General features: G+C 62.3%; 27 protein-coding genes and 1 pseudogene. 19 read left to right on the top strand and 9 right to left on the bottom strand.

Annotated elements, in window-relative coordinates; genetic code table 11:
* Nucleotides 1-55: 55 nt before the first annotated feature.
* Together IVB26_RS42530 and IVB26_RS42535 are read right to left on the bottom strand one after the other, a co-directional pair.
* A complete protein-coding gene (locus tag IVB26_RS42530) occupies nucleotides 56-262 on the bottom strand; it encodes a hypothetical protein (RefSeq protein ID WP_247495051.1) in 207 nt (68 codons plus the stop codon).
* Nucleotides 263-358: 96 nt separating this feature from the next.
* On the bottom strand, nucleotides 359-619 hold the full coding sequence (locus tag IVB26_RS42535; protein ID WP_247973966.1) for a hypothetical protein: 261 nt from the start codon (nucleotides 617-619) through the stop codon (nucleotides 359-361).
* Nucleotides 620-835: 216 nt separating this feature from the next.
* On the opposite strand from IVB26_RS42535, the gene IVB26_RS42540 reads away from it, so the two are divergent.
* Nucleotides 836-1,372, top strand: coding sequence for a DUF1003 domain-containing protein (locus IVB26_RS42540; protein WP_247974109.1), 537 nt, complete (start codon nucleotides 836-838; stop codon nucleotides 1,370-1,372).
* A gap of 41 nt (nucleotides 1,373-1,413) precedes the next feature.
* Here IVB26_RS42540 and IVB26_RS42545 read toward each other — a convergent pair whose 3' ends face one another.
* The 4 genes and pseudogenes from IVB26_RS42545 to IVB26_RS42560 all read right to left on the bottom strand — a co-directional run bounded on the left by IVB26_RS42545 (nucleotide 1,414) and on the right by IVB26_RS42560 (nucleotide 3,219).
* Complete coding sequence (locus tag IVB26_RS42545; protein WP_247973967.1) at nucleotides 1,414-1,614, bottom strand: hypothetical protein; 201 nt, start codon at nucleotides 1,612-1,614, stop codon at nucleotides 1,414-1,416.
* 195 nt (nucleotides 1,615-1,809) lie between these two features.
* Nucleotides 1,810-2,305: pseudogene (locus IVB26_RS42550) on the bottom strand (ferritin-like domain-containing protein).
* 167 nt (nucleotides 2,306-2,472) lie between these two features.
* A complete protein-coding gene (locus IVB26_RS42555) occupies nucleotides 2,473-2,619 on the bottom strand; it encodes a hypothetical protein (RefSeq protein ID WP_247495047.1) in 147 nt (48 codons plus the stop codon).
* 405 nt (nucleotides 2,620-3,024) lie between these two features.
* Nucleotides 3,025-3,219: a hypothetical protein gene (locus IVB26_RS42560; RefSeq protein WP_247973968.1), complete on the bottom strand. Its 195-nt coding sequence runs from the start codon at nucleotides 3,217-3,219 to the stop codon at nucleotides 3,025-3,027.
* 337 nt (nucleotides 3,220-3,556) lie between these two features.
* Between IVB26_RS42560 and IVB26_RS42565 the strand changes: the two genes are divergently transcribed.
* Together IVB26_RS42565 and IVB26_RS42570 are read left to right on the top strand one after the other, a co-directional pair.
* Nucleotides 3,557-4,120 (top strand): manganese catalase family protein, encoded by a 564-nt coding sequence (locus tag IVB26_RS42565; RefSeq protein ID WP_247973969.1) that lies wholly within the window; start codon nucleotides 3,557-3,559, stop codon nucleotides 4,118-4,120.
* Complete coding sequence (locus IVB26_RS42570) at nucleotides 4,105-5,055, top strand: Crp/Fnr family transcriptional regulator (RefSeq protein WP_247973970.1); 951 nt, start codon at nucleotides 4,105-4,107, stop codon at nucleotides 5,053-5,055. The genes IVB26_RS42565 and IVB26_RS42570 overlap by 16 nt, the downstream gene beginning before the upstream one ends.
* 2 nt (nucleotides 5,056-5,057) lie before the next feature.
* Here IVB26_RS42570 and IVB26_RS42575 read toward each other — a convergent pair whose 3' ends face one another.
* Nucleotides 5,058-5,483, bottom strand: coding sequence for a DUF6894 family protein (locus IVB26_RS42575; protein ID WP_247495044.1), 426 nt, complete (start codon nucleotides 5,481-5,483; stop codon nucleotides 5,058-5,060).
* Nucleotides 5,484-5,869: 386 nt separating this feature from the next.
* Here IVB26_RS42575 and IVB26_RS42580 point away from each other — a divergent pair, with 386 nt between their 5' ends.
* The gene (locus tag IVB26_RS42580) at nucleotides 5,870-9,016 is read left to right on the top strand and encodes a CheR family methyltransferase (protein ID WP_247973971.1); all 3,147 of its coding nucleotides are present in this window, start codon (nucleotides 5,870-5,872) and stop codon (nucleotides 9,014-9,016) included.
* A 191-nt stretch (nucleotides 9,017-9,207) separates the two neighbouring features.
* Nucleotides 9,208-10,227: a Crp/Fnr family transcriptional regulator gene (locus IVB26_RS42585; protein ID WP_247973972.1), complete on the top strand. Its 1,020-nt coding sequence runs from the start codon at nucleotides 9,208-9,210 to the stop codon at nucleotides 10,225-10,227.
* Nucleotides 10,228-10,231: 4 nt separating this feature from the next.
* Here the strand turns inward: IVB26_RS42585 and IVB26_RS42590 are convergent, their stop codons facing one another.
* Nucleotides 10,232-11,095: a glycosyltransferase family protein gene (locus tag IVB26_RS42590; protein WP_247973973.1), complete on the bottom strand. Its 864-nt coding sequence runs from the start codon at nucleotides 11,093-11,095 to the stop codon at nucleotides 10,232-10,234.
* Between the two features lie 80 nt (nucleotides 11,096-11,175).
* Complete coding sequence (locus IVB26_RS42595) at nucleotides 11,176-11,472, bottom strand: hypothetical protein (RefSeq protein WP_458309406.1); 297 nt, start codon at nucleotides 11,470-11,472, stop codon at nucleotides 11,176-11,178.
* A 331-nt stretch (nucleotides 11,473-11,803) separates the two neighbouring features.
* Between IVB26_RS42595 and IVB26_RS42600 the strand changes: the two genes are divergently transcribed.
* The 14 genes from IVB26_RS42600 (at nucleotide 11,804) to IVB26_RS42665 (ending at nucleotide 26,410) form a co-directional block, all read left to right on the top strand.
* The gene (locus IVB26_RS42600; RefSeq protein ID WP_247973974.1) at nucleotides 11,804-12,904 is read left to right on the top strand and encodes an inositol-3-phosphate synthase; all 1,101 of its coding nucleotides are present in this window, start codon (nucleotides 11,804-11,806) and stop codon (nucleotides 12,902-12,904) included.
* Nucleotides 12,904-13,500 (top strand): histidine phosphatase family protein, encoded by a 597-nt coding sequence (locus IVB26_RS42605; protein ID WP_247973975.1) that lies wholly within the window; start codon nucleotides 12,904-12,906, stop codon nucleotides 13,498-13,500. Before IVB26_RS42600 ends, IVB26_RS42605 begins: the two co-directional genes overlap by 1 nt.
* Nucleotides 13,497-14,597 carry a CgeB family protein gene (locus tag IVB26_RS42610; RefSeq protein WP_247973976.1) on the top strand — a complete coding sequence of 367 codons (1,101 nt, stop codon included), beginning with the start codon at nucleotides 13,497-13,499 and terminating at the stop codon, nucleotides 14,595-14,597. Before IVB26_RS42605 ends, IVB26_RS42610 begins: the two co-directional genes overlap by 4 nt.
* A gap of 3 nt (nucleotides 14,598-14,600) precedes the next feature.
* Nucleotides 14,601-15,410, top strand: a complete 810-nt coding sequence (locus IVB26_RS42615) for a nucleotidyltransferase family protein (RefSeq protein WP_247973977.1) — start codon at nucleotides 14,601-14,603, stop codon at nucleotides 15,408-15,410.
* Nucleotides 15,407-16,171, top strand: coding sequence for a TIGR04290 family methyltransferase (locus IVB26_RS42620; protein ID WP_247973978.1), 765 nt, complete (start codon nucleotides 15,407-15,409; stop codon nucleotides 16,169-16,171). Before IVB26_RS42615 ends, IVB26_RS42620 begins: the two co-directional genes overlap by 4 nt.
* Complete coding sequence (locus IVB26_RS42625) at nucleotides 16,171-17,121, top strand: beta-xylosidase (RefSeq protein WP_247973979.1); 951 nt, start codon at nucleotides 16,171-16,173, stop codon at nucleotides 17,119-17,121. The genes IVB26_RS42620 and IVB26_RS42625 overlap by 1 nt, the downstream gene beginning before the upstream one ends.
* Entirely contained in the window at nucleotides 17,109-18,314 is a 1,206-nt protein-coding gene (locus IVB26_RS42630; protein WP_247973980.1) for a phosphopentomutase, read from the top strand. Before IVB26_RS42625 ends, IVB26_RS42630 begins: the two co-directional genes overlap by 13 nt.
* Nucleotides 18,315-18,517: 203 nt before the next feature.
* Nucleotides 18,518-19,630, top strand: a complete 1,113-nt coding sequence (locus IVB26_RS42635) for an NAD-dependent epimerase/dehydratase family protein (RefSeq protein ID WP_247973981.1) — start codon at nucleotides 18,518-18,520, stop codon at nucleotides 19,628-19,630.
* Complete coding sequence (locus IVB26_RS42640) at nucleotides 19,630-20,688, top strand: NAD-dependent epimerase/dehydratase family protein (protein WP_247973982.1); 1,059 nt, start codon at nucleotides 19,630-19,632, stop codon at nucleotides 20,686-20,688. Before IVB26_RS42635 ends, IVB26_RS42640 begins: the two co-directional genes overlap by 1 nt.
* On the top strand, nucleotides 20,685-21,971 hold the full coding sequence (locus tag IVB26_RS42645; protein ID WP_247495030.1) for a TIGR04295 family B12-binding domain-containing radical SAM protein: 1,287 nt from the start codon (nucleotides 20,685-20,687) through the stop codon (nucleotides 21,969-21,971). Before IVB26_RS42640 ends, IVB26_RS42645 begins: the two co-directional genes overlap by 4 nt.
* Entirely contained in the window at nucleotides 21,968-23,005 is a 1,038-nt protein-coding gene (locus tag IVB26_RS42650) for a glycosyltransferase family 4 protein (RefSeq protein ID WP_247973983.1), read from the top strand. The genes IVB26_RS42645 and IVB26_RS42650 overlap by 4 nt, the downstream gene beginning before the upstream one ends.
* A gap of 71 nt (nucleotides 23,006-23,076) precedes the next feature.
* Nucleotides 23,077-24,204: a CgeB family protein gene (locus tag IVB26_RS42655; RefSeq protein ID WP_247973984.1), complete on the top strand. Its 1,128-nt coding sequence runs from the start codon at nucleotides 23,077-23,079 to the stop codon at nucleotides 24,202-24,204.
* Entirely contained in the window at nucleotides 24,201-25,289 is a 1,089-nt protein-coding gene (locus IVB26_RS42660) for a CgeB family protein (RefSeq protein WP_247495027.1), read from the top strand. Before IVB26_RS42655 ends, IVB26_RS42660 begins: the two co-directional genes overlap by 4 nt.
* Nucleotides 25,286-26,410 carry a CgeB family protein gene (locus IVB26_RS42665; protein WP_247495026.1) on the top strand — a complete coding sequence of 375 codons (1,125 nt, stop codon included), beginning with the start codon at nucleotides 25,286-25,288 and terminating at the stop codon, nucleotides 26,408-26,410. The genes IVB26_RS42660 and IVB26_RS42665 overlap by 4 nt, the downstream gene beginning before the upstream one ends.
* The last annotated feature ends 5 nt before the right edge of the window (nucleotides 26,411-26,415 follow it).

Here is a 26,415-nt window from a genome sequence, read left to right on the forward strand (position 1 = left end):
CATGAATGCGGTAAGAGACCGCCACGCAAGCCGGATCGTTTGCTTGAATTCGGACCTACGGCTGCGCAGGCTGCTTGGCGCCGGTCGTGACGCTGGGCGCAGAGTTCGGGTTCGACGTGGTCGTCTGGTCGCGGATGTCGCGGCCATTGTAAAAGACGATCGCCGCAACGACGGCAATTGTGAAAATTGCACCGATCGCCCAAGCCGTCGGGCTGGTGCGGCGCAACCGATCGCTTCTCGTTTCGCCGATCTCTGACTTCATGTGCGACTTCCCGAGAGTATAGTGCCCGCAAGACTCCCAAGCGGTGCGCGAGAGCGAGACGTCTCTTGTGGACCAATCAGCCGAGCCGAAAACGCTTCAGGCGGACAGTCCCGGTTCGTCGTCCAGCGTCACGCCTCGTTCAAGCATCGCCAACTCGGCGACGGCACGCTTGCCTGCCTCGGTCAGCGCATCGAGACTCTGCGTATGAGATCTCGCACACTCGACGATCCTCTCGGCCACATACGTTCGCGCACCGTGATGCGCCAACGTCTCGGGCAAGATCCTGCAAGCGCTCTCCAGCGCCATATCCATGCGGGAGATCGTGCGTTCGCTGAATTGTTCGGTGATCAGCATCATGTCCTCTCTGCGCTGGATCATATCACCGGTCGTGGCCTGTACCGGTCCGCCGGCCGAGCTCCCAATTGGCGCATTCGTGCCGGAGCCTAGAGAAATCGGACGCCTTGCTCATTCACAAAGGTTAACCGCGCCGCGCCGTCGCCTCGAACAATTCGGGCATCGATGCTCATCGATGTCTCCGCAGGAACCTCGCAGCAGCGCCTACGTTGGCGCCGCATGCAAAGCGAGCTGACTTACAAGACGCCGCCCCCGGATGGAATGAGCCCTGTTCTCGAACGGAATATTCGGGCGCTCGTCGAGCGCCGACGTCGCGAACAGGCCGGCGCCACCAAGCAACAGAAGCTGGCCGACGCCATTACCGCGTTTGCGGGCAGCATGATGTTTGTCTATCTCCATCTCGTGGCGTTCGGCTTCTGGATCATCGCAAATTTGCGATGGATTCCGGGGGTGACGGCGTGGGATCCGACCTTCGTCGTGCTGGGCATGATTGCGTCGGTCGAAGCCATCTTTCTTTCGACGTTCGTCCTGATCTCCCAGAACCGGATGGCCGCCGAGGCCGACAAGCGGGCGGATCTTGATCTGCAGATCAGCCTGCTGGCCGAGCATGAGCTTACCAAGGTGGCCGATGTGCTCAACGAGGTCGCGCGCCGCCTGCAAATTGACTCCAAGTCTCAGGCAGATCTCGACGAAGCGTCCCGCAGCATCGCTCCCGAACGCGTACTGGACAAGATCGAGGAAACGAACCGGCAGTGAACCGGCCGCCTCGTGAACGCGGCCTCGGGAACGCGTCGGCGTCATCTCCACATGGTCGGGGCGTCCACCAACGCTCGCTGTGCGACCAACTTGAGGCTCTCCGCGGAAATCTCGCCGTTCCTGGCACTTTCGAGCAGCTTCGATGCCACATGGACTCGTGCACCTGGATCGTCACGGTAAACGGCTGCGCAGACCTCATCGAAGATTTTCCGCAGCAGCGTGGTCGTTTCGGCATCAAGCATGGCGCTCCCCAATCCCGCAGGGGGATCATGCCCGAAAGCCGCAAGACGCGAATTCGCACATGTTAAAGCTTGCAGAAATGAGTAGCCGGCTCGACGTCTCCGGCGGAACGCCGTACGATTTTGCATCGCAAAAGGGATGCTGCCGGGCGGCGCCGATGCGCGCATCCGCCTGGGGAGCGCCCCTCCAGCTCTAGCTCAGGCGGCTCGTCGCCGGTGCTCGAGGAATTCCATGGTGACGTTCTCGACATTGGAGTCGATCCAGGCCGCCATGCGTTGCTCCTCCTTCAGCGAGGTCTCGAGGTCCGCCTTGGCGTCGGATGCACCCGCGGAGTCGCACAGCGCGAGAAGAGACTTGTAGGCGGCGATCTCGAAATTCTCGAATGCGTTATTGGCGAAAGTGTTCTTGAGGATTTCATCCCCCGCGGCGGCATGCGCCATCGCCTGCATGTTGGCCATCACGGACTGGGTGGTGTCCTTGAGAGCCGAAGTGCTCTCGCCACAGGCTTCGAGGCAACGTTCGAGCCGCTTGAGCTGTTCGTTGGTCTCGTGCAGATGAGCTGTCAGCTTGCTCTTGACCTCCGGGTATTCGTCGAGGCGCTCCGACTGGCGCTCCATCAGCTCGCGCGCTTGAACTTCCATCGCATGCGTTCCGTAGACCCACGATGAAGGTATCTCTGGCCGCGTTTGTCATCCTGGCTGATCCTTTGTGATTGGTGATCGCCGGGGCAACCTGTCGCCCGGGGCATCGTTCCAAACGGCTTCCGGATCACGCGCGGGGGGCCCGCTGCGCGTTGTGGACATCGTCGTCCGAGAACGACGGCTCGCCTGCGTTGCCAGGCGTTTCAATCATGAGACATGCTATTCCATTCGGCCTTTCTGCCTGAGATCGTTGATGCGGGTCTCGGCCTCCTGCCTGGACTGGACCAACTCCGACCAGTCCTCCACCCGCGCCTCTCTGCTCAGGCGCTTGAGTTCGTCGAGTTGTTCCTGAGTTGGCTTTTCCATGTCGGATCCTTTCTCTGCGGTGCTTCGCCGCAGCGAGGATATCGCGTCACCCCGGGCATCGTTCCACGCTGCTGCAATCGCAGACGCGCGTGCTCGCTGACGCGGACGGCTGGTTGCGGCCCCGCATAGATCGTCAGGAACACGCCTCCGATCAGAACGAACGTCCACCACATGCTGAATGATAGGAGCAGCCGCCCTTCACCACATTCACGCAGGTTAAGTCCGGAGCTGCGGGCGCGTCGCCGTTCGGCCGCGCACGACCTGTCGATGCGGATCAAATCATTCCGACACCCTAGGAACGCTTGCAGCGGGGCTCGATTGGACGATTACATTCAAACCTCAGGGAGCAACAATATGCGTAAGACAATCTTCACGATCTCCGTGGCGGCTCTGTTGGCTGGCGCATCAGTCGGTGCTGCCTTCGCGCAAGGCGCTGGCGCTGGCGGTGGTGGTGGTGGCGCGGGTGGCGGTGCCGGAGGTGCGGGCGCTGGAGCCGGAGCTGGTGGTGGCGCTGGTGCTGGTGCTGGTGACGGCGGCAGCGGGGCCGGCGCCGCGGGCGCAGGGGGCGGCGGCATCACACATGTCGAGCGTGGCGGCCAAGGCGCCTCAAGTCCTTCCGGCATGCGCAACGAGACGACACCTCCATCAAACGGGGTCGTGCCCCGACGTTGACGGTTTGCCGACCGCGCAGGTTGAGGGGCCGATTGCTTCGACGTGCGCGGGGCACAGCGGCCACGGCGGGCCCTCTCCGCCGCCGGGGCCGCATCCATTTCGATCGCCTGGCGAGGGTACGAGTCTCGAAGACCTCCAGATCACTGCGCGAAAAGATTAGGAGCGCAACTTCCGGTGTCGGTTGCGCATTTGCGCCAACAACGTCGCGGCTGAATCCACGGACGGCGCTGGCGGTTCGGCTTTACAACTCGACCAGCGACCCGGCATGCAGGAGATGCTGAGCTATCTCATCGCCCACGACACCGTGCATCAGCAGCAATGGCTCGCGGTGATCGACGACATGGGCGCCGATGCCGCGCTGCCGATTCCCAACAATTTCGATCGCAGCAAGGAGGCGACGGAATTCAGCTACATGTTCATGGGGACCGAACACCACGCAGCCTCGATCCAGCCGGGGCGCTATTGCGAGGGGTCTTCGATCGACGGTCGGGGTGAATTCAGCTTCCGCGCCGGGTTCGAACCTCTCGTCGAAGAGCCGGTTCCGGGGCCGGCGCGGCCCGACAGCGGCGCGCAAGTGGAACAGATGAAAGAACCGCCGGTGACCCATGCGCTGACGCTGATGGTGCCGAGCGCGAGCCGTCCGCCCCCAATGGGCGAGGTGGCGATAATCGCTTGCCCCCCGCAACTTCGAACCGCCCCTCTCCCCCTTCCGGCTCATCCCAACCGCGCGAGATTCTGGGAACAACGTGGAACCTGCCGCGCGAGATTTCGTTTTTATGGCTTCAGGGCTCCGGAATATTCAGGGCTCCGGGAATGTTGCACCGCCTGACACTCAAAGGCCGATCCTATGAAGAGCTTCGTCAACTCGCTGCCGAGCGGCGGACGCTTGCGACGTCCGAGGAGGGTCATCTCCGAGCGCTGCTTCTGAACGAGGCGGCGCTGCTGGACTTCTACGCCGAGTTGCGCGCGTGGATGGAGCGCACTCCGCCATCCGAAGGAGGTGCTCAATTCGCAGCCGCAACCTTGGCTCCGTCAGGCGCTTTCGATCTGTCTCCCTTGTTGGGCACCTTGGGCCGCCGAATGGGCCTGTCGATCGCAGACCAGCAGGCTCTGCTCTCGATTGTGCATGTGCGAAATGTCGTCAAGGACGAAATGATCATCGAAGAAGGAGCGGGCCCTGTGCCGCTGCTCCTGCTGTGCAGTGGGGTGGCCCGTGCCACCCGCACCCTGGAAGACGGCGGCCAGCAGATCGTCGCACTATGTCTCCCTGGCGATCCGCTCAATCCAGGAGACTTCATTCTGGGTCGGTCCGGAATTTCAATCAGCACGTTCTCGCCGGCTCTGGTCCTGTCGGTTTCGGCGGCCGAGTTGCTTCCGATCCTGGAACAGCGGCCGGCCATCGTACGGGGCCTCTGGCGCGAGACGGCATGGCGGGCTTCCGTTCAAAGGGAATGGCTGATCTGGCTGGGCCGGAAACCGGCCGAGGCGCGCCTCGCTCATCTCCTATGTGAGATCGCTTGTCGTTCGGTCAGCAGCCGAAGGGAGACCGACGATGTCGAATTCCCGCTAACGCAGCGCGAACTCGGCGACGTCCTTGGGCTCTCGACCGTGCACGTCAACAGGGTCCTGCAACAACTGCGAAACAGCAAGCTGGTTGATTTCAGCCGGGGCCGGCTCGTCATCCGCGACCGGGCGGGGCTTTATCAGGCTGCTGAATTCGACCCGGCCTATCTCGAAATACCTGCGGGGGAGGGTAACGGTTGAAGTTAGCCGGCGCGCCTCTTCAGACGCTCCAGCTGTACGTGAATAGCACCCGACGTTGTACGCATCTTTCTCAACTCCTCCTGAATCTCAGCCTTGAGGCGTTTGCCGCGGGTCAGTTGCTGGTTGCAGGACTCAATGAGCTGATTGCCGCTCTGCCCGTGACTCTGATTCCGAGCCGCAGACAGCCGTGGCGGCTTCGGGCGCAAAACGTCCGAGAACGGCACCTGCATCAGGGAGTGGCGCTCGGCATCAAGTATCTCCACGGAATCGAGATTCGGATCGCAGCGCGCCCGGAGCTTCTCAAACGATATTTCCAGAGCCGAACGGCACGCGTCGAGATAGGCCTCTTCCAGCGAGGGGAATTCCGTCCCGACATCGTCCGCCTCGGTCGTTCCGCCCGAGGTAAAGTCGAAGAAGAAAAGCGGCATCGGGAATCGTTTCCCAGCAGGCATCAAGTCGCCATAACGCAGTCAACGAGTTTTTGTGCCTGGCATCTGGAATTGCTCGGATTCTCATTCGGGATGGCGTTGGCGCAGACACAACGGCCGGTCAGGAACTCCCGTCGAAACCGTTCTTGACACTCTCCTGTTTGGTGCGAGGGTAGAACAGATTGTCACCCCTGCGGAGATCGAATGCCCGACCAGCACATTTTGATGGCGCTCCCTGCAGCCGTACCCGGTCAGTGCGGGGAGCTCGAAGCCGGGAGGGCATCGCGCCTGCTGGATGAAGGGATGTCGAGGTCACGGACTGCATTGGCGCTCGCTCGTGCCAAGCGCGCGCAGGGTCTGGCATCGATGCCGTGGAGCGCACGGCCATGACGGTGGCGGATACCTTTCCAATCGTTGGCATCGGCGCGTCGGCCGGCGGAATCGAAGCGCTCGAAGGGTTCTTTCGCGGCTTGCCCCCGGCGCCGGGTCTCGCGCTGGTTGTCGTGACGCATCTCAGCCCGGAGCGGGAAAGCCTGCTGCCTGAGATCGTCGGTCGTTACACGGCCCTGCCGGTGCAGGTGGCCACCGATGGGATGCAGGTCCGGAATGACCACGTCTACGTCATGCCGGCCAAAGCCATTCTCGGCATCGAAAACCGCCGGCTGACGCTTCGCAAGAGCAGCAGCTACCGTCAGCACAAGCCGATCGATATTTTCATGAGCGCGCTGGCGGTCGATATCGGCGAGCTCGCAGGCGGCGTCGTCCTCTCGGGAGGGGACGCGGACGGCACGCTTGGCGTCAAGGCCATCAAGGAGCGCGGCGGGATTACGTTCGCGCAGATCGGCGACGGCTTCGGCCCGCAGCATCCCGATATGCCCGACGCTGCAATCTCCTCCGGCCTCATCGATTTCGCGATACCGGTCGAAGACATGGGCGCCAAACTGGTCGAGTTCGCCCGTGGCACCGACCTGTTCAGCCAAATCCGCGACGACGGCGCCGAGAACTCCGAAGATCAGGGGATCAGCCAGTCGTTGCCGGAGATCTACGCAATATTGCGCAATCAGATCGGGCACGATTTCAGCGGGTACAAGATCAAGACCTTCATTCGCCGCGTCCAGCGCCGCATGCAGGTCACCCAACTCGCCACCATCGAGGCCTATGTCGAGCGGCTACGGCAGGAGCCGACGGAAGTCGGCGCCCTTTTCCGGGACCTGCTCATCAACGTGACGAACTTCTTCCGGGACGCGGACGCCTTCGAGGCGCTCGCAACGACGGTCATTCCCAAGATCTTCGAAGGACGGGGCGCGGACGACACGGTCCGGATCTGGGTTCCAGGCTGTGCCACTGGAGAGGAGGTTTTTTCGATTGCAATCCTGGCGCGCGAACATATGGAAACACTCACGGCCGTACCGCGCGTGCAGATCTTTGCCACGGACATCGACGAACGGGCCCTCGCGGTGGCGCGAACTGCCCGCTATCCCGGCCCGCTGCTCGACAGCGTATCGGCCGAACGCCGCAAGCGCTTCTTCGTGTCGGATGGCGTTAGCTATGTCGTCTCCAAGGACGTGCGCGACCTCTGCATCTTCTCACCCCACAGCGTCATCCGCGACCCGCCATTCTCGCGCATCGATCTGGTGTCCTGCCGCAACCTGCTGATCTATTTCGGCGTGGACGTGCAGAATCAGGTGATCCCGACCTTCCACTATGCGCTGCGTCCGGAGGGCTACCTGTTCCTCGGCTCGGCCGAGAATGCCAGCCAGTTCGCGGATTTGTTTGCACCGATCGAAAAGCGGCATCGTATCTTTCGCCGACGCTCCGATTCCGCCTCTCCGAGGCTTCCCATCGCGCTAAGCGGCGTGCGTCCCGGGGCCGGTACGGACCTGCTTCCGCGGCGCCAACCCCTCGCCGGCCTCGCTTTACGGCAGGCCGTCGAGGAGCACGTCGTGGAGCACTTTGCCCCGCCGCATGTCGTCGTCAATCACGACGGTGACGTGGTCTACTACTCGACCCGGACCGGAAAATATCTGGAAGCGCCTGCCGGAGCTCCGACGCGGCAGCTTCTGACCATGGCACGAAGGGGCCTCCGGCTGGATCTGAGAACGCTGTTCCGGGAGGTGATCGAGGCCGGACGAGCCGCAACGCGGAGCGGCGTTTCACTCGACAGCGAAGACGGCGGGATGCAGCTAGTCAACTTGACAATCAAGCCGCTGGACGACCGCGACGGCGGCGAGCCGCTCTATCTGGTGCTCTTCTCCGATCATGGACCGGCGCTCAGTCGGGAGGAAGCTCTGAACCGGGCCCAGGTCGGCCACAGCGATGCGGCTGCGCACATCGAGCGCGAACTGCGCGAGACCCGGGACCGCCTGCAATCCATGATCGAGGAGTACGAGACCGCGCTGGAGGAACTGAAGTCTTCGAACGAGGAGCTCGTCTCCGTCAACGAAGAGATGCAATCGACCAACGAGGAGCTGGAGGCCTCCAAGGAAGAATTGCACTCGGTGAACGAGGAGCTTCATACCGTCAATGCCGAACTCCACGGCAAGGTGGACGCGCTGGATCGGGCGAACAGCGACCTGCAGAACCTGTTCGAAAGCACCGAGGTCGCGACCATTTTCCTGGACAGGAAGCTCGTCATTAGAAGCTTTACTCCTGCGGTCACGAAGGTGTTCAACATCCTTCCGACGGACAAGGGACGGCCGATCACCGATCTTTCGAGCCGACTGAACCTGACCGGCTTTTCGGACGATATCGCCAAGGTGTTCGCGGGTGCGGATCCGATTGAGAGAAGGGTCGGCGGCGCGGGACAAGATCCGCACTATCTGGTGCGGCTAGCGCCCTACCGCGACGGTGATCGGAAAATCCGGGGCGTCGTCGTGACCTTCATCGACGTGACGAGCCTGACCCGTTCGGAAGCAAGGCAGCGCGTTCTCATTGCCGAGCTGCAGCACCGGACTCGCAATTTTCTTTCGATTGTCCAGGCGCTTGCTCAACAAACGCTCGGAAACGGCGGATCCCTGCAGGAATTCTCGACCCGGCTTGCAGCCCTCGGGCGCGTCCAGAGTCTCGTCACCAAGGCAAGCGAGCGCCAGCTCGATTTTGGCGATATCATCCGCTCGGAACTGCAAGCGGTCGGTGCCACCGAGGACAAGGTGTCGGTCTCCGGTCCCGCGGTTCCCTTGGGATTCGAACTCGTCCAAACGATCGGACTTGCCCTGCATGAACTGACCACGAACGCAGTCAAACACGGCGCTCTCAAGGAGAACCAGGGCCGGCTCGATATCTCCTGGCGTATTCAACCGAACGGTCAGAGCACCACTCCCAATCTATTGCTGACCTGGAAGGAGAGCGGGGTTCTCAAGCTGCCGAAGCCTTCGCGGAACGGATTTGGGCGCAACCTGATCGAGCGGGCGCTCGCACGCAGCTCGGGCGCAAAGATCGAATTTCGCTTCGGCGAAGACGGAATTTTGTGCCAGATCGAACTCCCGCTGTCGGGAGCAACTGATTTCGCCGCGAACCAGGAAGCGGGCGAATGACACCAGAAGCCGCAAGGCTTCTCGGGGCGGGCTGTCCGTCAGCGGCGCGCCTGTTATGTGATCATCATCCAAACGATCGCGATGACATCACCAGAAAGCCCGCGACCGCAGTGCCGATGAAGATGCATTCCCACGCGGTCCATGCCGCTGCTCCCCCGCTCTAGGCCGAGAGCTTTGACAGCTTGCGAGGAGTGAACATTAATATATGTGAATCGACCGATTCCCTTTGGATCAGCGGAGATGAGATAGACATCCTACGCCTTTTTGGGTCCCTCGCTGCAGCAACTGATTTGCCGAACTGGTCGGCAAGTCTTGGATCGCCGATTACCCTGCAACAGAGAAACGCCGCAGCCGGCATAATTTATCAAACGTTAATGCAAGTTTCGCCGGCCTCCGCCAAATGGGAATTGACAACGTGTAATGGACCGGTAATGCAAGCAGGGTTCGCCTTCTCCAAGCTCGCAGACCGATTGGCGAGTCTTACCAATCTGACCGCCCATGATCTCGAGCGGCTGGCCGATATGCCGAGTGCCATTGCGCACGTTGGAACTCATCAGGCGGTTCTGCGGCGCCATGACGAGACGGACCGTTGTTGTCTCGTGCTTCAAGGCTACCTCGCGTGGTACCTTGCCGAAGGCCAGCACGGACAAATTACGTCCATACATGTTCCCGGCGACATTCCCGATCTGCACACGCTTTATCAACCGCATGCCGAGGGCAACCTGGTCGCGCTCGGATCTGCCGTCGTTGCCTTGGTTCCACATAGCTTCTTTCATGAGCTGTCCGCGCGATCTGCCGCAATGTCTCGCGCGCTGCTTCTCATGCAGCTCACTGATCTCGCGATCCAGCGCGATTGGACGTTGAATCTCGGCAGCCGCGATGCTCTCGCGCGTGTCGCCCATCTGATCTGCGAAATCACCGAGCGTCTCCAGTCCGTCGGACTTGCGACGGACCTCAGTCTCGCATCGCCGTTCACGCAATCCGATCTCGCTGCGGCATGCGGCATATCTCCGGTGCACGCAAATCGCACCGTTCAGGAACTGCGGCGCCGCAACTTGCTGAGATGGCATGGAAAAATCATGACGATCGTGGACTGGCCGGGCTTGGTGCGTCTCGCGGGCTTCGATCCGGCCTATTTGCGGACCCGGCCTCTCGCCGACAGAGCACCTTCGCAATGCGAGCCGGTATCGACAGCCGTCGCGGTCGCGTGACTGATCATCCAGCCCGCGGCGTTAGCTCCGCTCGGGCGAGCAGCATCTGCCGCACCTCTTCGATAACGTCGTCCCAATTGCCTTGGGTCCTCTGGTGGAAAAGGCGCAAGCTGGGGTACCAGAACGTGCGAGAGCCGGAGATCGGCCAGCGCCAATCGCAGTCGGCATGCAGCAGCACCCATGCTTCACATCCCAGCGCTCCCGCGAGATGCGCGACCATGGTGTCAACGCAAATGACGAGGTCGAGCTGTCGGATCAGATGACCGAGAGCCACGATATCGGGCGTGCTGATATCCCGCGCGACCATCTCGGGGAGCCGCTCAGCGCCTCCTCCTCGCTGAAGCGAATACAAACTTCTGCCATCACCGGCAAGGCGTCTCAATAGCGCCAGCGGAACGGCACGCCGCTTGTCCCAGGCACCGACCTCCCAGACCAGACCGACAGCCAGGCCCTGGCAATGTTGAAGTGGCCCTGCGGATGGGCCGCCCGGAGGCAGCGTCAGATAGGGCGCGGGCATCTCGACCGTTCCGCGTCCGGCCCTGATTGCGTGCGGAACCTCCATGATCTCGATATCGGCATCGAACTCGGTGCAAGGCGCACCGTTGTGAAGCGGAATGGCGAGACTGACGCCTTCGATCCGCTCGACCAGCGGCAATAGCTCGGCTGGGCACCAGACCGTCAAGCTGCGAGCTATCATCCTGAGCGCAGGCATGAAGCGCAGGAACTGGATGGTGTCGCCGAGCCCGTGATAGCAGCGGACCAGCACGCGTTTGTTTGCCAGTTCCTCCCCGCGCCATATCCGCTGCAGATGGCGCGGACCAGTGTGCTTGGGAGCAACGGCAAGCGCCGGCAGATCGCGATCGGTCATGGCCCAGGCGCAAGCGAAATCCCCTGCACGCATCGCCTCCGTCCAGTTGTTCGTGCTTGCCCCCGTCGGGCGCATCCCTCCTAAGCTTTCACGAATTTATGGAAGCGACTGAGCTCCCCGTCCTTGGTTCGGTCCTGATGAAGGAACGCGATGCCGGCATCGTCGAATTTCTCGAAGAAGTCGTCCCAGCTGATCCGGTCGAGAGCTTCATCCGGAGGATCGAAGTCGATCCGCAGGATTCCTGCATGCCCGTTCTCTTCAGTCGCCTTCACCGTCGCCGGCTTGCCACCACGCTCTTCCGCCCATTTTCGAATAACGTCGTGGTTGGTGGTGTGCTGCGCTTCGCTGCTGTGCATCTTTGAATGACTTGAGTCCATCTGACACCTTCCTCGCTGTCGCTGGAACTCGACATGATGACGAGTTCGTCCACTTTCGCTGAACGTCGGCCGACAGGATTTGTTCTTGTTACAATTGCCGGTGCGGGTCGGCATCATCACCTTCATCTTCTTCTTGTTCTTCAACCGGGAAGAAGATCGTTCCTTGAAAGCGCCCGCAAATTCTAATCCAGGTTAAGACTATCGCTTTTTGTCGGGTTTTGACGCGATCATCCCGCTACACAGCGTGATCGATGCAGGAACGAACATACCTTCCGCACGTTCGCCGATCTACTTACGTTGACCGCGCTGCTTTTCCGGAGGGCATCAGTTCATGCATTCACGTCTTCAAGACAGGCAACGCGTACGCGTCGGTATTGTCGGCGTCGGCAATTGTGCGAGCTCCCTGATCCAGGGTCTCACCTACTACCGGAATGCGAAGTCGAACGAGCCGGTGCCCGGATTGATGAACGCCGATGTCGGTGGCTACCACATCAGCGACGTCCAGATCGCGTCGGCATTCGACGTCAACGCCAATAAGGTCGGGCGCGATGTCGCCGAGGCGATCTGGGCGAGACCGAACAACACCCACCGCTTTGCCGAAGTCGCCGCCACCGGCGTGATCGTGCAGCGCGGGCCGGTCATGGATGGCGTGGGCCGCTATCTGCAAGATGACATTCCACTTTCCGATGCGCCCGAGGCGGACGTGGCGGAGGTGCTGGCGACGTCGCGCACCGACGTGCTAGTGTCCTATCTTCCGGTCGGCTCGCAGCAGGCCAGTGAATGGTATGCCGCCCGCGCGATCGAGGCCGGTTGCGGCTATGTCAACTGCATCCCGGTTTTCATCGCCTCCAATCCGGATTGGCGAGCACGGTTCGAGCAGGCCGGCCTGCCGATCATCGGCGACGACATCAAGAGCCAGGTCGGCGCTACCATCCTTCACCGTGTGCTCGCCAACCTGTTCCGCGACCGCGGCGTCCGCCTCGACCGCACCTATCAACTCAACGTCGGCGGCAACACCGATTTCAAGAACATGCTCGAACGCGAGCGTCTGACATCCAAGAAGATCTCGAAGACCCAGGCCGTCACCAGTCAGTTCGACGTTCCCATGGACGCCGACAACATCCATGTCGGGCCGAGCGATCACGTCCCCTGGCTGACCGACCGGAAGCTCGCCTATATCCGGCTGGAGGGTACGACCTTTGGCGGCGTTCCCCTGAGCGCCGAGGTGAAGCTCGAGGTCTGGGATTCTCCGAACTCGGCGGGCGTCGTCATCGACGCGGTGCGTTGCGCCAAGCTCGCCATGGACCGCGGCATGGCCGGCGCACTGACCGGGCCTTCGAGCTACTTCATGAAGTCGCCGCCGCAACAGTTCACCGACGAGGAAGCCGGGCGCCGAACCCGCGCCTTCATCGACGACAAGGCCTACGCGTAATGGCGAGAATCATTCATCTCGTGCGTCACGGTCGTCACCCCCTGCTCGGCCGCACGCTGTGCGGCCGGATGAAAGGCGTCGCGCTCGACGAGCTCGGCTGCGAGGAGATCGCGCGCTGCGCCGATGCGATCGGCCCCCAGCCGACCCTGGTTCAATCGAGTCCACAGCGGCGCTGTCTGCAGTCAGCCTGCATCTTGGCCGCGCATTACGGTCTCTCGGTCGAGATCGTGCCAGCTCTCGATGAACTGGGATACGGCGATTGGACCGGGCGATCGTTTGACGACCTCGCCCGGGATCCGCGATGGTCGGTCTGGAACACGCAGCGCGGCACGAGCCGGCCACCCGGCGGCGAGAGCATGCGAGCTCTTCAGCGACGCGTCATCGACCATCTCGAGCATCTGTGGAGCGACCCCGGCAGCGACACCGTCGTCGTCGTCAGTCATGCAGAGCCGATCCGTGCCGCACTCCTGCATTATCAGGGCATTGAGCTCGACGACTTTCTCTCCGTCGAGATCGAACCGGGCAGCGTCAGCACGCTCACTGCCGATCACAACAAGATCAAGATCACCGGAATCAATCAGCGGGTAACAGCGTGAGGATCGTCATATTCGGTCTGACTATCTCCTCCTCCTGGGGCAACGGTCACGCAACCTTGTGGCGGGGCCTATGCAAGCACCTGGTGCGACTGGGGCACACCATCGTGTTTTTCGAGCGCGATACGCCGTATTATGCCGGCGCTCGGGATCTCCACGAACTGCCGGGTGGTCAGTTGAAGTTGTTTTCGGACTGGGAGCCCGTCCGCCCGGTTGCAAAGCAATATCTCCGCGATGCGGACGTCGCGATCGTCACGTCCTATTGTCCGGATGCAATCGCGGCGACCGACTTGATCCTCGAGGGACGCGCGATTCCGGTATTCTACGACCTCGACACTCCGGTGACGCTGTCGAGGATCGTGGCGGGAGAGGCAGTGCCGTATATCAGTCCGCGCGGCCTCAGGGATTTCGATTTGGTCCTGAGCTTCACCGGCGGCCCGGGCATCTTGCACGAATTCCGCTCAAGGCTCGGCGCGCGCCACATCGAGCCGCTCTATGGTCACGTCGATACCGACATTCATCGGCCGGTCGCACCGCAAGCCCATTACAGTGCGGATCTGTCCTATCTCGGCACCTACTCCGATGATCGTCAGCGGACGCTCGAAGCGCTGTTCGTTGCACCCGCGCGTAACAGGCACGATCTGCGCTTTCTGATCGGCGGCGCCCAGTATCCGGACGATTTTCCGTGGTCTCCCAACATCTATTTCGTCCGGCATCTGCCGCCGTCCGAACATGCCGCGTTCTTCGCATCGTCCCGCCTGACGCTCAATGTCACGCGCCGGGCGATGGCGGAGATGGGGTGGTGCCCCTCCGGCCGTCTGTTCGAGGCCGCAGCCTGCGGAGTTCCTTTGCTCAGCGACAGTTGGGCAGGCATTGATACGTTCTTCGTCCCCGGCGACGAAATCCTGCTTGCGAAGAGCGAAGACGATACGCTCGCCGCCCTGGCGATGCCTGATGCCAAGTTGCGACGCATCGCGCAACGGGGGCGCGAGCGGACCATGGACCAGCACACATCGGAGAAGCGAGCGAATGAACTCGTTGCGCTACTCGAACGCGCAGCGTCCGGTCGCATGTGCCAGCGGCAAACCGAGGAGGCCTAGACCATGTGGGGAATCGTCCCGGCTGCCGGTCGCGGCAGCCGCATCCAGCCGCTCGCCTTTTCAAAGGAACTGCTTCCCGTCGGCAGCCGCGGCGATGACGGCACTGCACGTCCTTGCGCGGTCTCCGAGTATCTCCTCGAGCGCTTGATCCTGGGAGGAGCCGACAAGATCTGCTTCGTCATTTCGCCGGGCAAGTCCGACATTCTCGAATATTTCGGCGACCATTACGGCAGCGCCCAGCTCGCCTACGTGGTGCAGCCGGAGCCTCTCGGCCTGTGCGATGCCGTGTTCAGGGCGAGTACGGTTGTCGGTAGAGACGAGGACGTGACAGTGGGGCTGCCCGACACGGTCTGGTTTCCCGCCGCTGCCCTGCGCGCGCTGCCGGACGCCGATCTGTCGTTCCTGCTATTTCCCGTAGAACACCCGGAATTCTTCGATGCGGTGGTGCTCGATGGCGATCGTGTGACCGAGATCCAGGTCAAGCAACGCAGCGCGAGCTCCAAATGGATCTGGGGTGCATTCCGGATGTCTGCACGCGGATTTCGTGAGCTGCATGCGTTGTGGAAGGAGCGCGATCGCAGCGACGAATATTTTGGAACGTTGGTCAATGCCTATCTTGCCGCCGGCGGCCGCGGCACCGGCGTCAAGGCTGGAGATTCCTATGTCGATGTCGGCACGATCGACGGCTATCGCACGGCGATGGCCCTGCTTGCCGAGCCCGGTGCCGGGAACGCTCGTTCGCGCCTGTGGGCCGGCGCATCGCCCGAGACCATGCCGGCATCATCCATCACAAACGACGGAGTGATCGCATGAGCCGATCGGCCCTTTCCCGTGACGAAATCCGTCGGCGCGTCGATGCGCTCGGGCAATGGTTTCACAATCTCGATCTCAATGGCGTCCCGACCGCGCCGGCGCATTTTCTCGGCGATTATCCCAACGTCAAATGGCGGCGTTTCTCGGGAATTATCCCGGACCGGCTCGAAGGCAAGACCGTGCTGGATATCGGCTGCAATGCCGGCTTCTACGCGATGGAAATGAAGCGCCGTGGCGCCGAGCGCGTGCTCGGCCTCGACACCGACGATGAATATCTGGCGCAGGCCCGCTTCGCCGCGGAGGTCAACGGGCTGCGTATCGAGTTCCGCAAGATGTCCGCATACGACGTCGGACAGCTCCGCGAAAAATTCGACCTGGTGATCTTCATGGGCGTGCTCTATCACCTGCGGCATCCCCTGCTCGCTCTCGATCTAATCCACGAACATGTCGCGGGCGATCTCCTGCTGTTCCAGTCGATGCTTCGCGGTGCCGGGCAGGTCGAGCCGATCGAGAAGAACTACGACTTCTGGACCACGGATCAATTCGATGCTCCGGGCTATCCCAAGCTTCACTTCGTCGAGCACAAATATGCCGACGATCCTACCAATTGGTGGGTCCCCAACCGCGCGTGCGTGGAAGCGATGCTCCGCAGCTCCGGTTTTGCCATCACGGCGCATCCCGAAGACGAGGTCTATCTCTGCAAGCGAACGGAGCGGCCGCAGGCCGACGGGCCTGTCTATCCTTTGCGGAAGGTGGGCTGATGATCGAAGCTGCCAAAATCTGGAACGAGCCGAACAACAAATCGCATTGGGACCTCCTGATCGATCCGGACTGGGCAATGTTTGCAGACACTGCGATCGCTGCGGGCAAGGCCATCCGCACGGCACATCCGACCCTGCCGCGCGTGCTGGGCGGCATATCGCCGATCGATCCGTCCTTCATCCGTAACATGCAGGCGCGCGGCGTTCTCGAACATGTCGATGCGGTGGCCGTGCATGGCTTTCCGCTCGATTGGAATTTATGGCAGATCGGGGAATGGCCGAATAAGCTCAAGGAGATCAAGGCGGTGACCCCCCTTCCGGTCTGGGTCACCGAGGTCGGCGTGTCATCGTTCGGTGCTGAGGAGGTCCAGGCCTGGGGCCTGTCGCGCACCGCCGAGCTCCTGATCGGCCGGGCGCCGCGGATCCATTGGTACAGCCTCTATGACTTGCCCGCCGCCTGGGAGGCGACGACCCGGCACAAGGAGGCCGAAGGTTCCTCCTACTACCGGCATTTCCACATGGGTCTGCTGCGGGAAGACGGCACCCCAAAGGCGGCGCTGGACAAGTTCGGCCAATACGCGCGAGACCTCGGCCTCTGCCAATGGTTTCACTTCGAGGATCATCGTCTGTACCAGGCCGCGGAATGGATGCGCCGCCTCGGCGTGACCCATCTGCGGACGGGACTCTCCTGGGCCGACAGTTTCCGTCCCAATGCGCTGGATTGGTTTGACCGGCAAATGGATGCCGTGGCCGAATTCCAGGTCACGGTGACATTCTGCTTCACCCCGGCACATCGCGGTCTCGCGCCCCATCACACCAGCCCGCCAAGGGACGCAAACGAGTTCGCAGATTTCTGCGCCCAGATGATCGAACGCTATTGCACGAGGACCGGCTTGGCGCCCGTAGCCGAGCCGCAACCGATCACCACGGAGCCGACATGCGTGCCCTGATCCTGGTGATGGATTCGGTCGGCATCGGCGCTGCGCCCGACGCCGCGCGCTATGGTGATGAGGGCGCCGATACGATCGGCCACATCGCCGAAGCCTGTCTTGCCGGGGTAGCCGACAATGCGAGCCGGAAGGGTCCCCTTCGCGTTCCCAATCTCGATGCGCTCGGCCTCGGCGAGGCCTGCCATCTTGCCACCGGGCGCACACCGGCAGGCCTCGAGGCCCGGACCAGGAGCTCGCAATCGGGATGCGCGAGCGAGATATCGAAAGGCAAAGACACTCCTTCGGGCCATTGGGAAATCGCCGGCGTACCCGTCCCATTCGAATGGGGATATTTCCCGAAGAGCGTACCCTGTTTTCCCGACGACCTGGTGCAGCGCCTGTGCGCCGAGGCCGCCCTGCCCGGGATTCTCGGAAACTGTCATGCATCAGGGACGCAGATCATCGCCCAATTTGGCGAGTGCCACATGCGAAGTGGCGAACCGATCTGCTACACCTCCGCCGACAGCGTGTTCCAGATTGCGGCGCATGAGGCCACGTTTGGGCTCGAGCACCTTTACGACGTCTGCCTGACCGCGCGCAGACTGGTTGATCCCCTCAATATCGGGCGCGTGATTGCGCGGCCGTTCGTCGGCGGCGCCGGCACCGGCTTCAGACGAACCGGGCACCGACGGGATTTCTCCGTCCCTCCCCCGGAACGCACGCTCCTGGACATCGCCGAAAGTGAGCATCGTGACATCGTCACCATCGGCAAGATCGACGACATCTTTGCGCATCGCGGGACCGGACGGAATATGCGAGGTGATGGCAACGAAGCTCTGTTTGATGCCACCCTTGAGGGGCTAGATGGCTTGGCGGAGGGCGGACTGTTGTTTGCCAACTTCGTCGATTTCGATACGACCTACGGACACCGCAGGGACGTCGCTGGATACGCCGCGGCCCTCGAAGCATTCGACGCAAGGCTGCCGCAACTGATTGATCGACTGCGAAGCGATGACCTCCTGATCATCACCGCGGATCACGGCTGCGATCCTACTTGGGCCGGCACAGATCACACGCGCGAGCAGGTCCCGGTTCTCGTGGCGAATGCCAAGCGCTCCTATCATATCGGTCGACGCACGGGCTTTGCAGATATCGCGGCCACCGTTGCGAGACATCTCGAACTACCGGCCCCGCTCCATGGCATCAGTTTTTGAACGCTCGATCGCCGATTCACTCAGGTTATTGATCCAGGTTAGAGAAACTTTCGTTTGTACATTTTGCAGGAACCAACATTCCTTGCACCGCTTCTAACTTCGAACGTGACTGGCGCGCGGGTCGCCCGACCGAAGCAGAGCGCGCTTCCACACTCATCCAGGTCGATCCCGCAGGATCGGTCGCCATGCGCACGGAGCGGTGAATGACGCGAGTATTGATCACGGGCGGCGCGGGCTTCATCGGATCGCATGCGGCCGACAGCCTTTTGGCCGCCGGCTACGAGGTCAGACTGCTCGACAATCTTTCGCCACAGGTCCACGGCGGCAACCGTCAGCGCCCCTCCTATCTCGCCGCCGACGCGGAGCTCATCATCGGAGACGTGACCGATGCCAACGCTGTCGAACGCGCTCTGCGAGGGACCAACATGGTCCTGCACCTAGCCTCCGTGGTCGGCGTCGGCCAGAGCATGTACGACATCGAGCCCTACGTCAGGACCAACGAGGTCGGCACCGCCGTGCTGCTGCAAGCGCTATCAAAGCGTCCTGTCGAACGGCTGGTGGTGGCCTCCTCGATGAGCATCTATGGAGAAGGCCTCTATCGCAGTGCCGATCAAAGCGTGATCGCTTGTGAAGAACGGCCGATCGAACAACTCCGTAACGGCGACTGGGAATTGCGCGACAAGGCCGGCAATCCCCTTGAGCCCGTTCCGACGCCAGAGACCAAGCAGCCAACGTTGAGCTCGATCTATGCGCTGAACAAATATGCGCAGGAGCGGATGTGCCTGATCACGGGCAAGGCCTACGGCATTCCGACCCTGGCGCTGCGCTTGTTCAACGTGTTCGGCCCTCGCCAGGCTCTGTCGAACCCCTACACAGGCGTGCTCGCGATCTTCGCCGCCCGGCTGCTCAACGGACGACCGCCTCTGGTGTTCGAGGACGGCCTCCAGCGCCGCGATTTCGTTCATGTGCATGATGTCGCTCGTGCGTGCCGCATGGCGCTCGAGGCCGATCATGCCCAGGACGTCTTCAACGTCGGTTCAGGCCAGAGCCGTAACATCTTGTCGGTGGCCCAGGACCTAGCGGAAGTCATGGCGCGGCCCGACATCGAACCCGAGATCACCCGAAAATACCGTGCAGGCGACATTCGACACTGCTTTGCCGATATCGGCAAATCTCGCGACGTGCTCGGTTTTGTTCCGCACATCCACTTCAAGGACGGCCTTGAAGAGCTCGCAGAATACCTTGCTGACCAGATCGCCGACGATCAAGCCGAGCGCGCTACCCGCGAGTTGCTGCAACGAGGATTGGTTGCGTGATGACTGACAACAGACCTGTTCTGATCACCGGAGGCTGCGGCTTCATCGGCTCCAATCTTGCCGACCGGCTCGCCGAACGAGGCGACAACGTGCTGGTGCTCGACAACCTTGCCCGCGCTGGCGTGCGCGAGAATGCTCAGTGGCTGAAGTCGAGGCACGGAGACCGGGTGGCGGTGACCATCGCCGACATCCGCGATCCGATTCCTGTCATCGACGCGGTGCGCGAATCCCGTGCGGTTCTGCACCTGGCGGCCCAGGTCGCCGTCACTGATAGCGTGAGCGATCCCGCTTCCGACTTCGAGATCAATGCCCGCGGCACGCTGAACGTGCTTGAAGCCGTTCGCCTGCACAATCCGCCGGCGCCTGTCATCTTCGCCTCGACCAACAAGGTCTACGGTCGTCTGATCGACGACAGCGCGATCACGCTGTCCGGCCGGCGCTATGTGCCGATGAGTGACGGTCTGGCTGGCGGTGTTTCCGAAGAGACGCCGCTCGATTTCTATAGCCCCTACGGTTGCTCCAAGGGCACTGCGGACCAGTACGTTCACGATTACGCCCGCGTGTTCGGACTTCGTACGGTCGTGATGCGCATGAGCTGCATCTACGGCCCGCGTCAGTTCGGCACCGAGGACCAAGGCTGGATTGCACACTTTTTGCTGAGCGCGATTCGAGGAAATCCGCTCACGATCTATGGCGACGGCAAGCAGGTTCGCGACGCGCTCCACGTCTCGGATGCGGTCAATGCCTGGCTAGCAGCGCTTGATCGCATCGAGCTAGTCCGCGGACGGGTCTTCAATCTCGGTGGCGGTCCGCGCAATGCGATCAGTCTGCTAGAATTGATCGACCAGATTGGTGAGCTAACAGGCCGGGACGTCGCCTACAGTTTCGCTGACTGGCGTCCGGGCGATCAGCCCTGGTACGTCACGGATACAAGCGCCTCGTCCGCGGCGCTTGGCTGGGCGCCGCAGGTTGGGCTCGCGGAAGGACTTCGCTCGCTCCACACCTGGCTGTACAGCCGCTTCGGATCATCAGATAGCAGCCGCGAGGCCTTGGCATGACCCGGGTCGCCCTCATCAATCCCAACTGGGAGTTCGGCGGCAGCATTTATTTCGGCTGCCGATCGCCTCACCTGCCGCTGGAGCTCGGCATATCCGAACACCACCTGAAGGCGGCTGGACACGAGACGCTGCTGATTGACGCCCACATGTTCGACCTGTCGCTTACCGACATCGAAGCCGAGCTGCGCGCGTTCGATCCGGATCTGGTCGCCATCACCACAGCCCCGACCTATCTGTTCTGGCGTTGCGCCCCCCCTGAGCTCCGTGTGCCGCAGCAGCTCGCGCTTACGGTTCGGGACCTCGCACCTGTCCTGGTCGCGGTCGGCCCTCACGGCTCGACCACACCAAAGGCGGCGCTGAAAAAGCTCGGTGCCGACATCGTCATCATGGGAGAATGCGAGATCTCGTTGCTCCGCCTGGCCAACGGCGAACGCGACTTTGCTGGCCTGTGCCTTCGGGACGGAGCTTCCGTCCAGGTCAATGGTGGCCCCCAGGCTGCCCGCTTTACGGATCAGCCGCCGCTGCACTGGCCCGACGAGATGATTCGCCGGCATCACCATCACCATCATCGCTTTGAAGCCGAGCCGCTTGCACCTGGTGCCGAGGTCGAGGCCTCGCGAGGTTGTCCTTACAGCTGCACGTTCTGCGCCAAGGACAACTTCCGCAACGCCTATCGCAAGCGTCCGCCCGCTATCATTCTCGATGAGATCGACGGCCTCCGTAGCCAGGGCATCGAATATGTCTACTTCATCGACGAGATCTTTCTCCCGAACGCCGAGCTGCTGCAGGAGCTGACGACGCGGGATCTGAAATTCGGCGTGCAGACCCGGATCGACCTTTGGAAACCGGACATGCTCGCCCTGCTCGGCCGCGCCGGTTGCGTTTCGATCGAGGCCGGGATCGAGAGCCTGACAGTTGAGGGGCGCGCTGCGCTTGCCAAGAACTGCAGAATGAGCACCGATCAGCTGGCAGAGCGGCTGTCCGAAGCGCGTCGTCACGTTCCCTTCGTGCAGGCCAATTTGATTGAAATGCCCGAGGACGACGATCCGGTCGTGCAGCGCTGGCGTCGCCAGATGCAGGACGCCGGCGTCTGGGCCAATGACCCAGTCCCTCTCTATCCCTACCCGGGATCGCCGGACTACCGCAAATTATGGGGCGAGCCCGACGACTTCGCCTGGGAGCGCGCCCATCAGCATTATCTCGCGATGTTCGACCGGTTCAGCGACGTCCAGAACGATCGCCCCGTTCCGCTCGATGCACTCGAACTCCAGGTGGCGCCATGAGCCGCAGTTCGCACATCAGGCTGCTGATGACCACCGACACCGTGGGGGGCGTGTGGACCTATTCCTGCGGTCTCGCCTCCGATCTCGCAAACGCTGGTGTCAACGTCGTCCTGGTCACGATGGGTCCTCGCGCGCGGACAGACGAGCGGGAGCGCCTGCAGCGGTCCCGCGTGCGTCTGATCGAGACGGATCTTGCGCTCGAGTGGCAGGACCCTGAAGGCGCCGATGTGGCCGACGCGAGCCGCGTGCTCGCCAGCCTCGAAGCCAAGCTCAGGCCGGATGTCGTTCACCTCAATAGCTTCCGCGAAGCAGGTTTCGGCTGGCATGCGCCGACGGTGCTGGTGGCGCATTCCTGCGTCAATTCCTGGGCGCAAGCGTGCCGGGACACGACGTGGCTTGAGGAGCCGCGGTGGCGCCGCTACACCGAACGCGTTGCCGCGGCTCTCGACCAGGCGCAGGCCTGGGTGTGCCCGAGCCAATCCTTTCACGACACGATTGATGATATCTATGGTCCTCGTTCCAGAGGCACAGTGATCTGGAACGGGATCGCGCCGGGCGATTTCGTCGGACGAAAACAGGAGCTGATCTTCGCGGCCGGACGGCTTTGGGACCGCGCCAAGAACATCCAAGCTCTTGCGACCGCGGCGCGTGGATTGGCTTGGCCTGTCGAAGTCGCAGGTGCCGCCGATGCGAGCCCCTCCCCTTCGGTCACCTGGCTGGGCCACCTGTCGCCGGAAGCCCTGCACGCCCGCCTTCGGCATGGAGCAATTTTTGTGAGTCCGGCGCTCTATGAGCCGTTCGGCCTTTCGGTGCTGGAGGCCGCGGCAGCCGGCTGCGCGCTCGTCCTGTCCGACATCTCGACGTTCAGGGAGCTCTGGAACGGAGCCGCCATCTTCGTCGATCCGGCCGACACCGACGCGCTGTATCATGTCCTCGCGGATCTTTGCGCGGACGCGCGCGAGCGCTCGCGGCTCCAGCGCGCTGCCTACGAGCATTCGCTGACCTATTCGCGGGCGCGAATGACCAGCGCTTAATTGAGACTCTACGAAAGCTTGATCGCGACGCAGTCTGTCGCGACCAGAGAAGACCGGATCGAGGTGCGGGCATGAAATGCGTTCTGTTCTACCATGCGTTCACCTCGTGCTGGAACAATGGCAACGCACACTTTCTCCGCGGCTACGCGCGCGAGTTGCATGCGCTGGGTCATGAGGTCGTCGTCTTCGAGCCGATCGATGGCTGGAGCCGATTGAATGCGATACGAGAAGGCGGTCCGCATGCACTCGACGACATCCCGGCGCTGCTGCCCGGGATCGACATTCGCCGCTATGATGCCTTCCCCGACCTCGACCGTGCCATTGACGGCGCAAATCTTGTGATCGTCCACGAGTGGAATTCCCCCGGTCTGATCGCGCAGCTCGGACGCAGGCGCGCGCAAGGGGCTCCCTACACGCTGCTGTTTCACGATACCCACCACCGCGCGGTCAGCGCGCCAGACGAATTGGCACAGTTCGACCTCGATGGCTTCGACGGCGTGCTTGCCTTCGGCGAGGTGCTTCGGCAGATCTACCTGAAGCTTGGATGGGCGGACCGCGTCTTCACTTGGCACGAGGCGGCGGATACCGCCTTGTACCACCCGCTGCCGGACATCGCGCGCACCGACGATCTGATCTGGATCGGCAATTGGGGCGACGGCGAGCGCGGCGCCGAGCTCAACGAGTTCCTCGTCGAGCCGGTCGCCGAATTGAAGCTCCGGGCCAGCATCTATGGCGTCCGGTACTCGGACGCGGCTCTCGAGACGATTCGAGCGGCCGGTATCCGATACGGCGGCTGGCTGCCGGCACATTGGGCTCCCGCGGCCTTTGCCAGCGCACGTGCGACGGTGCATGTGCCACGGGCGCCCTATGTCCGTTCTCTTCCGGGCATACCCACCATCCGCGTCTTCGAAGCGATGGCCTGCGGCATTCCCCTGGTCTCCGCATCCTGGTCGGATGCGGAGGGCCTATTCCCCGAGGGCGCCTATCTCGGGGTTGCCGATGGCGCACAGATGAAACAGGCATTGCGCGCCCTCCTGGATGACCACGAGATGTCGTCAGCGATGGTGCAAACAGGGTTCCGTGTGATCCGCGAAAAGCACACCTGCCGCCATCGCGCGCACCAGCTCCTTGAAATCGTCGAGGGCATCCGGGCCACGGGCCAGTCGCAGCGCAAGTCAACCATCGGAGCGGTCGCATGAGGATCTGTTTCTTCGGATCGAGCCTCGTATCGTCCTACTGGAACGGCGCTGCGACCTACTATCGCGGCATGCTGAAGGAAATTGCGACGCTCGGACACGAGGTCACCTTCTTCGAGCCGGACGCGTTCGAACGACAGGCGCATCGCGACATCGACGACCCCGACTGGGCGCGGGTGGTCGTCTATCCGGCAACGTCGGACGGCTGGCGCGGCAGCCTGGAAGCCGCCGCCAAGTCTGCCGACATGCTGATCAAGGCCAGCGGCGTCGGGGTCTTCGACGAGGAGCTTGAGATTGCGGCCGCGACCATCCCCTCGAGAGCCATGCGCATCTACTGGGATGTCGACGCGCCGGCGACGCTCGAAGCGATCGATCAGAGCCCGCAGCATCATTTGCGCAGCGTCATCGCGTCCTATGACATGGTGCTGACCTATGGCGGCGGCGAGCCGGTCGTGTCCGCATACCGCGCCAGGGGTGCTCGCGATTGCATACCGATCTACAATGCGCTGGATCCAGCAACCCACTTCCCCGCACCGCGGATCGCGCGCTACGCCTGCGATCTCAGTCTGCTGGCGAACCGGCTCCCCGATCGCGAGCAGCGCGTCGAGCGCTTCTTCATCGAGGTCGCGCGTCACTTGCCGGAAAAGAGCTTCGTGCTCGGCGGCTCCGGCTGGGAGACCAAGCAGACGCCGGCCAATCTGCGCAAAGTCGGACACGTCGGCACCGCCGATCACAACGGCTTCTTCGGCTCGGCTCTCGCCACGCTCAACGTCAATCGCGACAGCATGGCGCGCTACGGCTTCTCGCCGCCGACACGCGTGTTCGAGGCCGTCGGCGCCGGCGCCTGCCTGATCACCGATCAATGGGAAGGAATCGATTATTTTCTGGAGCCCGACCACGAGGTTCTGGTCGCGGCGACCGCAGCGGAGGTGGCCGGCCACATCAACGCTTTGACCCCCGATCGCGCCCGGGCCATCGCCGGCCGCGCCCGCGCGCGCATCCTCAATCACCACACCTACCGGCATCGCGCGCGCCAGTTCAACGAACTCTTTGTCGGAAGCAGCTCACGCATAGAGGCAGCAGAATGAACCTCAACATCGTCGTCATCGGTCTTTCGGTCACATCCTCATGGGGCAACGGTCATGCCACGACCTACCGCGCCCTGATCGAAGCCCTGGCACAGCGAGGCCACCGCGTCAGCTTCCTTGAGCGCGACGTCGCCTGGTATCGGAATCATCGCGATCTGGTCAATCCCTCCGCGTGGAACGTCCACCTCTATCAATCGCTCAGCGACATCCCATCCCGCTTCGGATCGCTCATCCGCGCTGCCGATCTGGTGATGGTCGGCTCGTACGTGCCTGACGGCATCGCGATCTCTGACTGGGTGACGAGCCATGCTCAGGGAATTACCGCCTTCTACGACATCGATACGCCGGTCACGCTGTCTCGCCTCGAGCAAGGCCTCGATTACATTTCTGCGGCAATGATTCCGCGTTTTGATTTGTATCTGTCCTTTACCGGCGGTCCGGTCCCGCAGATGATCGAGGAGAACTACGGCAGCCCGCTGGCGCGAGCGCTTTATTGCAGCGCTGATACGAATCTGTACGCACCCAGGCCAGCGAAGCCAAAATGGTCGCTGGGTTACCTCGGAACGTACAGCGGCGACAGGCAGCCTGTTCTCGAGGAGTTGCTTCTGGCGCCTGCCCGCGCCTTGCCGGCTGAGCAATTTGTGGTCGCAGGGGCACAATACCCCGAGCACATCAGTTGGCCCGCCAATGTGACCCGGATCGAGCATCTCACGCCGCAGCAGCATCCGACGTTCTATTCCGAACAGCGCTTCACCCTGAATGCGACGCGGAGCGACATGCGCGCGCTTGGCTTCTCACCCAGCGTTCGCCTGTTCGAGGCGGCGGCCTGCGGAACACCGATTATTTCGGACCGATGGCCAGGCCTTGAAACGATATTCGAGCCGTCCTCCGAAATCCTCATCGTCTCCGAGCCAAAGGAGGTGATCGAGATCCTGCGGGACATCCCTGAAGAACGCCGACGACAGATTGCGGAGAACGCGAGACGGCGGGTTCTTGCTGATCACACGTCGGAGCATCGGGCGCAGCAGCTGGAGACCTTCTATCTGGAGGCTTCCGCGCGGCGGCGTCGGAAATCCAAGCGACTGCCTGAAATCCGGCCGGTGCAGGTCGCCGAACTCTAAAGGGA

Origin of the sequence: Bradyrhizobium sp. 195, from assembly GCF_023101665.1 — a bacterium.
Lineage (GTDB): Bacteria > Pseudomonadota > Alphaproteobacteria > Rhizobiales > Xanthobacteraceae > Bradyrhizobium.

Coding starts and splice junctions, on each gene's coding strand:
- IVB26_RS42635 (WP_247973981.1), top strand. CDS start 18,518: ATGACGCGAGTATTGATCACGGGCGGCGCGGGCTTCATCGGATCGCAT.
- IVB26_RS42655 (WP_247973984.1), top strand. CDS start 23,077: ATGAAATGCGTTCTGTTCTACCATGCGTTCACCTCGTGCTGGAACAAT.
- IVB26_RS42660 (WP_247495027.1), top strand. CDS start 24,201: ATGAGGATCTGTTTCTTCGGATCGAGCCTCGTATCGTCCTACTGGAAC.
- IVB26_RS42645 (WP_247495030.1), top strand. CDS start 20,685: ATGACCCGGGTCGCCCTCATCAATCCCAACTGGGAGTTCGGCGGCAGC.
- IVB26_RS42595 (WP_458309406.1), bottom strand. CDS start 11,472: ATGGACTCAAGTCATTCAAAGATGCACAGCAGCGAAGCGCAGCACACC.
- IVB26_RS42530 (WP_247495051.1), bottom strand. CDS start 262: ATGAAGTCAGAGATCGGCGAAACGAGAAGCGATCGGTTGCGCCGCACC.
- IVB26_RS42620 (WP_247973978.1), top strand. CDS start 15,407: ATGAGCCGATCGGCCCTTTCCCGTGACGAAATCCGTCGGCGCGTCGAT.
- IVB26_RS42575 (WP_247495044.1), bottom strand. CDS start 5,483: ATGCCGCTTTTCTTCTTCGACTTTACCTCGGGCGGAACGACCGAGGCG.
- IVB26_RS42605 (WP_247973975.1), top strand. CDS start 12,904: ATGGCGAGAATCATTCATCTCGTGCGTCACGGTCGTCACCCCCTGCTC.
- IVB26_RS42565 (WP_247973969.1), top strand. CDS start 3,557: ATGCAGGAGATGCTGAGCTATCTCATCGCCCACGACACCGTGCATCAG.
- IVB26_RS42600 (WP_247973974.1), top strand. CDS start 11,804: ATGCATTCACGTCTTCAAGACAGGCAACGCGTACGCGTCGGTATTGTC.
- IVB26_RS42650 (WP_247973983.1), top strand. CDS start 21,968: ATGAGCCGCAGTTCGCACATCAGGCTGCTGATGACCACCGACACCGTG.
- IVB26_RS42580 (WP_247973971.1), top strand. CDS start 5,870: ATGACGGTGGCGGATACCTTTCCAATCGTTGGCATCGGCGCGTCGGCC.
- IVB26_RS42625 (WP_247973979.1), top strand. CDS start 16,171: ATGATCGAAGCTGCCAAAATCTGGAACGAGCCGAACAACAAATCGCAT.
- IVB26_RS42540 (WP_247974109.1), top strand. CDS start 836: ATGCAAAGCGAGCTGACTTACAAGACGCCGCCCCCGGATGGAATGAGC.
- IVB26_RS42570 (WP_247973970.1), top strand. CDS start 4,105: ATGTTGCACCGCCTGACACTCAAAGGCCGATCCTATGAAGAGCTTCGT.
- IVB26_RS42640 (WP_247973982.1), top strand. CDS start 19,630: ATGACTGACAACAGACCTGTTCTGATCACCGGAGGCTGCGGCTTCATC.
- IVB26_RS42555 (WP_247495047.1), bottom strand. CDS start 2,619: ATGGAAAAGCCAACTCAGGAACAACTCGACGAACTCAAGCGCCTGAGC.
- IVB26_RS42615 (WP_247973977.1), top strand. CDS start 14,601: ATGTGGGGAATCGTCCCGGCTGCCGGTCGCGGCAGCCGCATCCAGCCG.
- IVB26_RS42535 (WP_247973966.1), bottom strand. CDS start 619: ATGATGCTGATCACCGAACAATTCAGCGAACGCACGATCTCCCGCATG.
- IVB26_RS42665 (WP_247495026.1), top strand. CDS start 25,286: ATGAACCTCAACATCGTCGTCATCGGTCTTTCGGTCACATCCTCATGG.
- IVB26_RS42545 (WP_247973967.1), bottom strand. CDS start 1,614: ATGCTTGATGCCGAAACGACCACGCTGCTGCGGAAAATCTTCGATGAG.
- IVB26_RS42590 (WP_247973973.1), bottom strand. CDS start 11,095: ATGACCGATCGCGATCTGCCGGCGCTTGCCGTTGCTCCCAAGCACACT.
- IVB26_RS42630 (WP_247973980.1), top strand. CDS start 17,109: ATGCGTGCCCTGATCCTGGTGATGGATTCGGTCGGCATCGGCGCTGCG.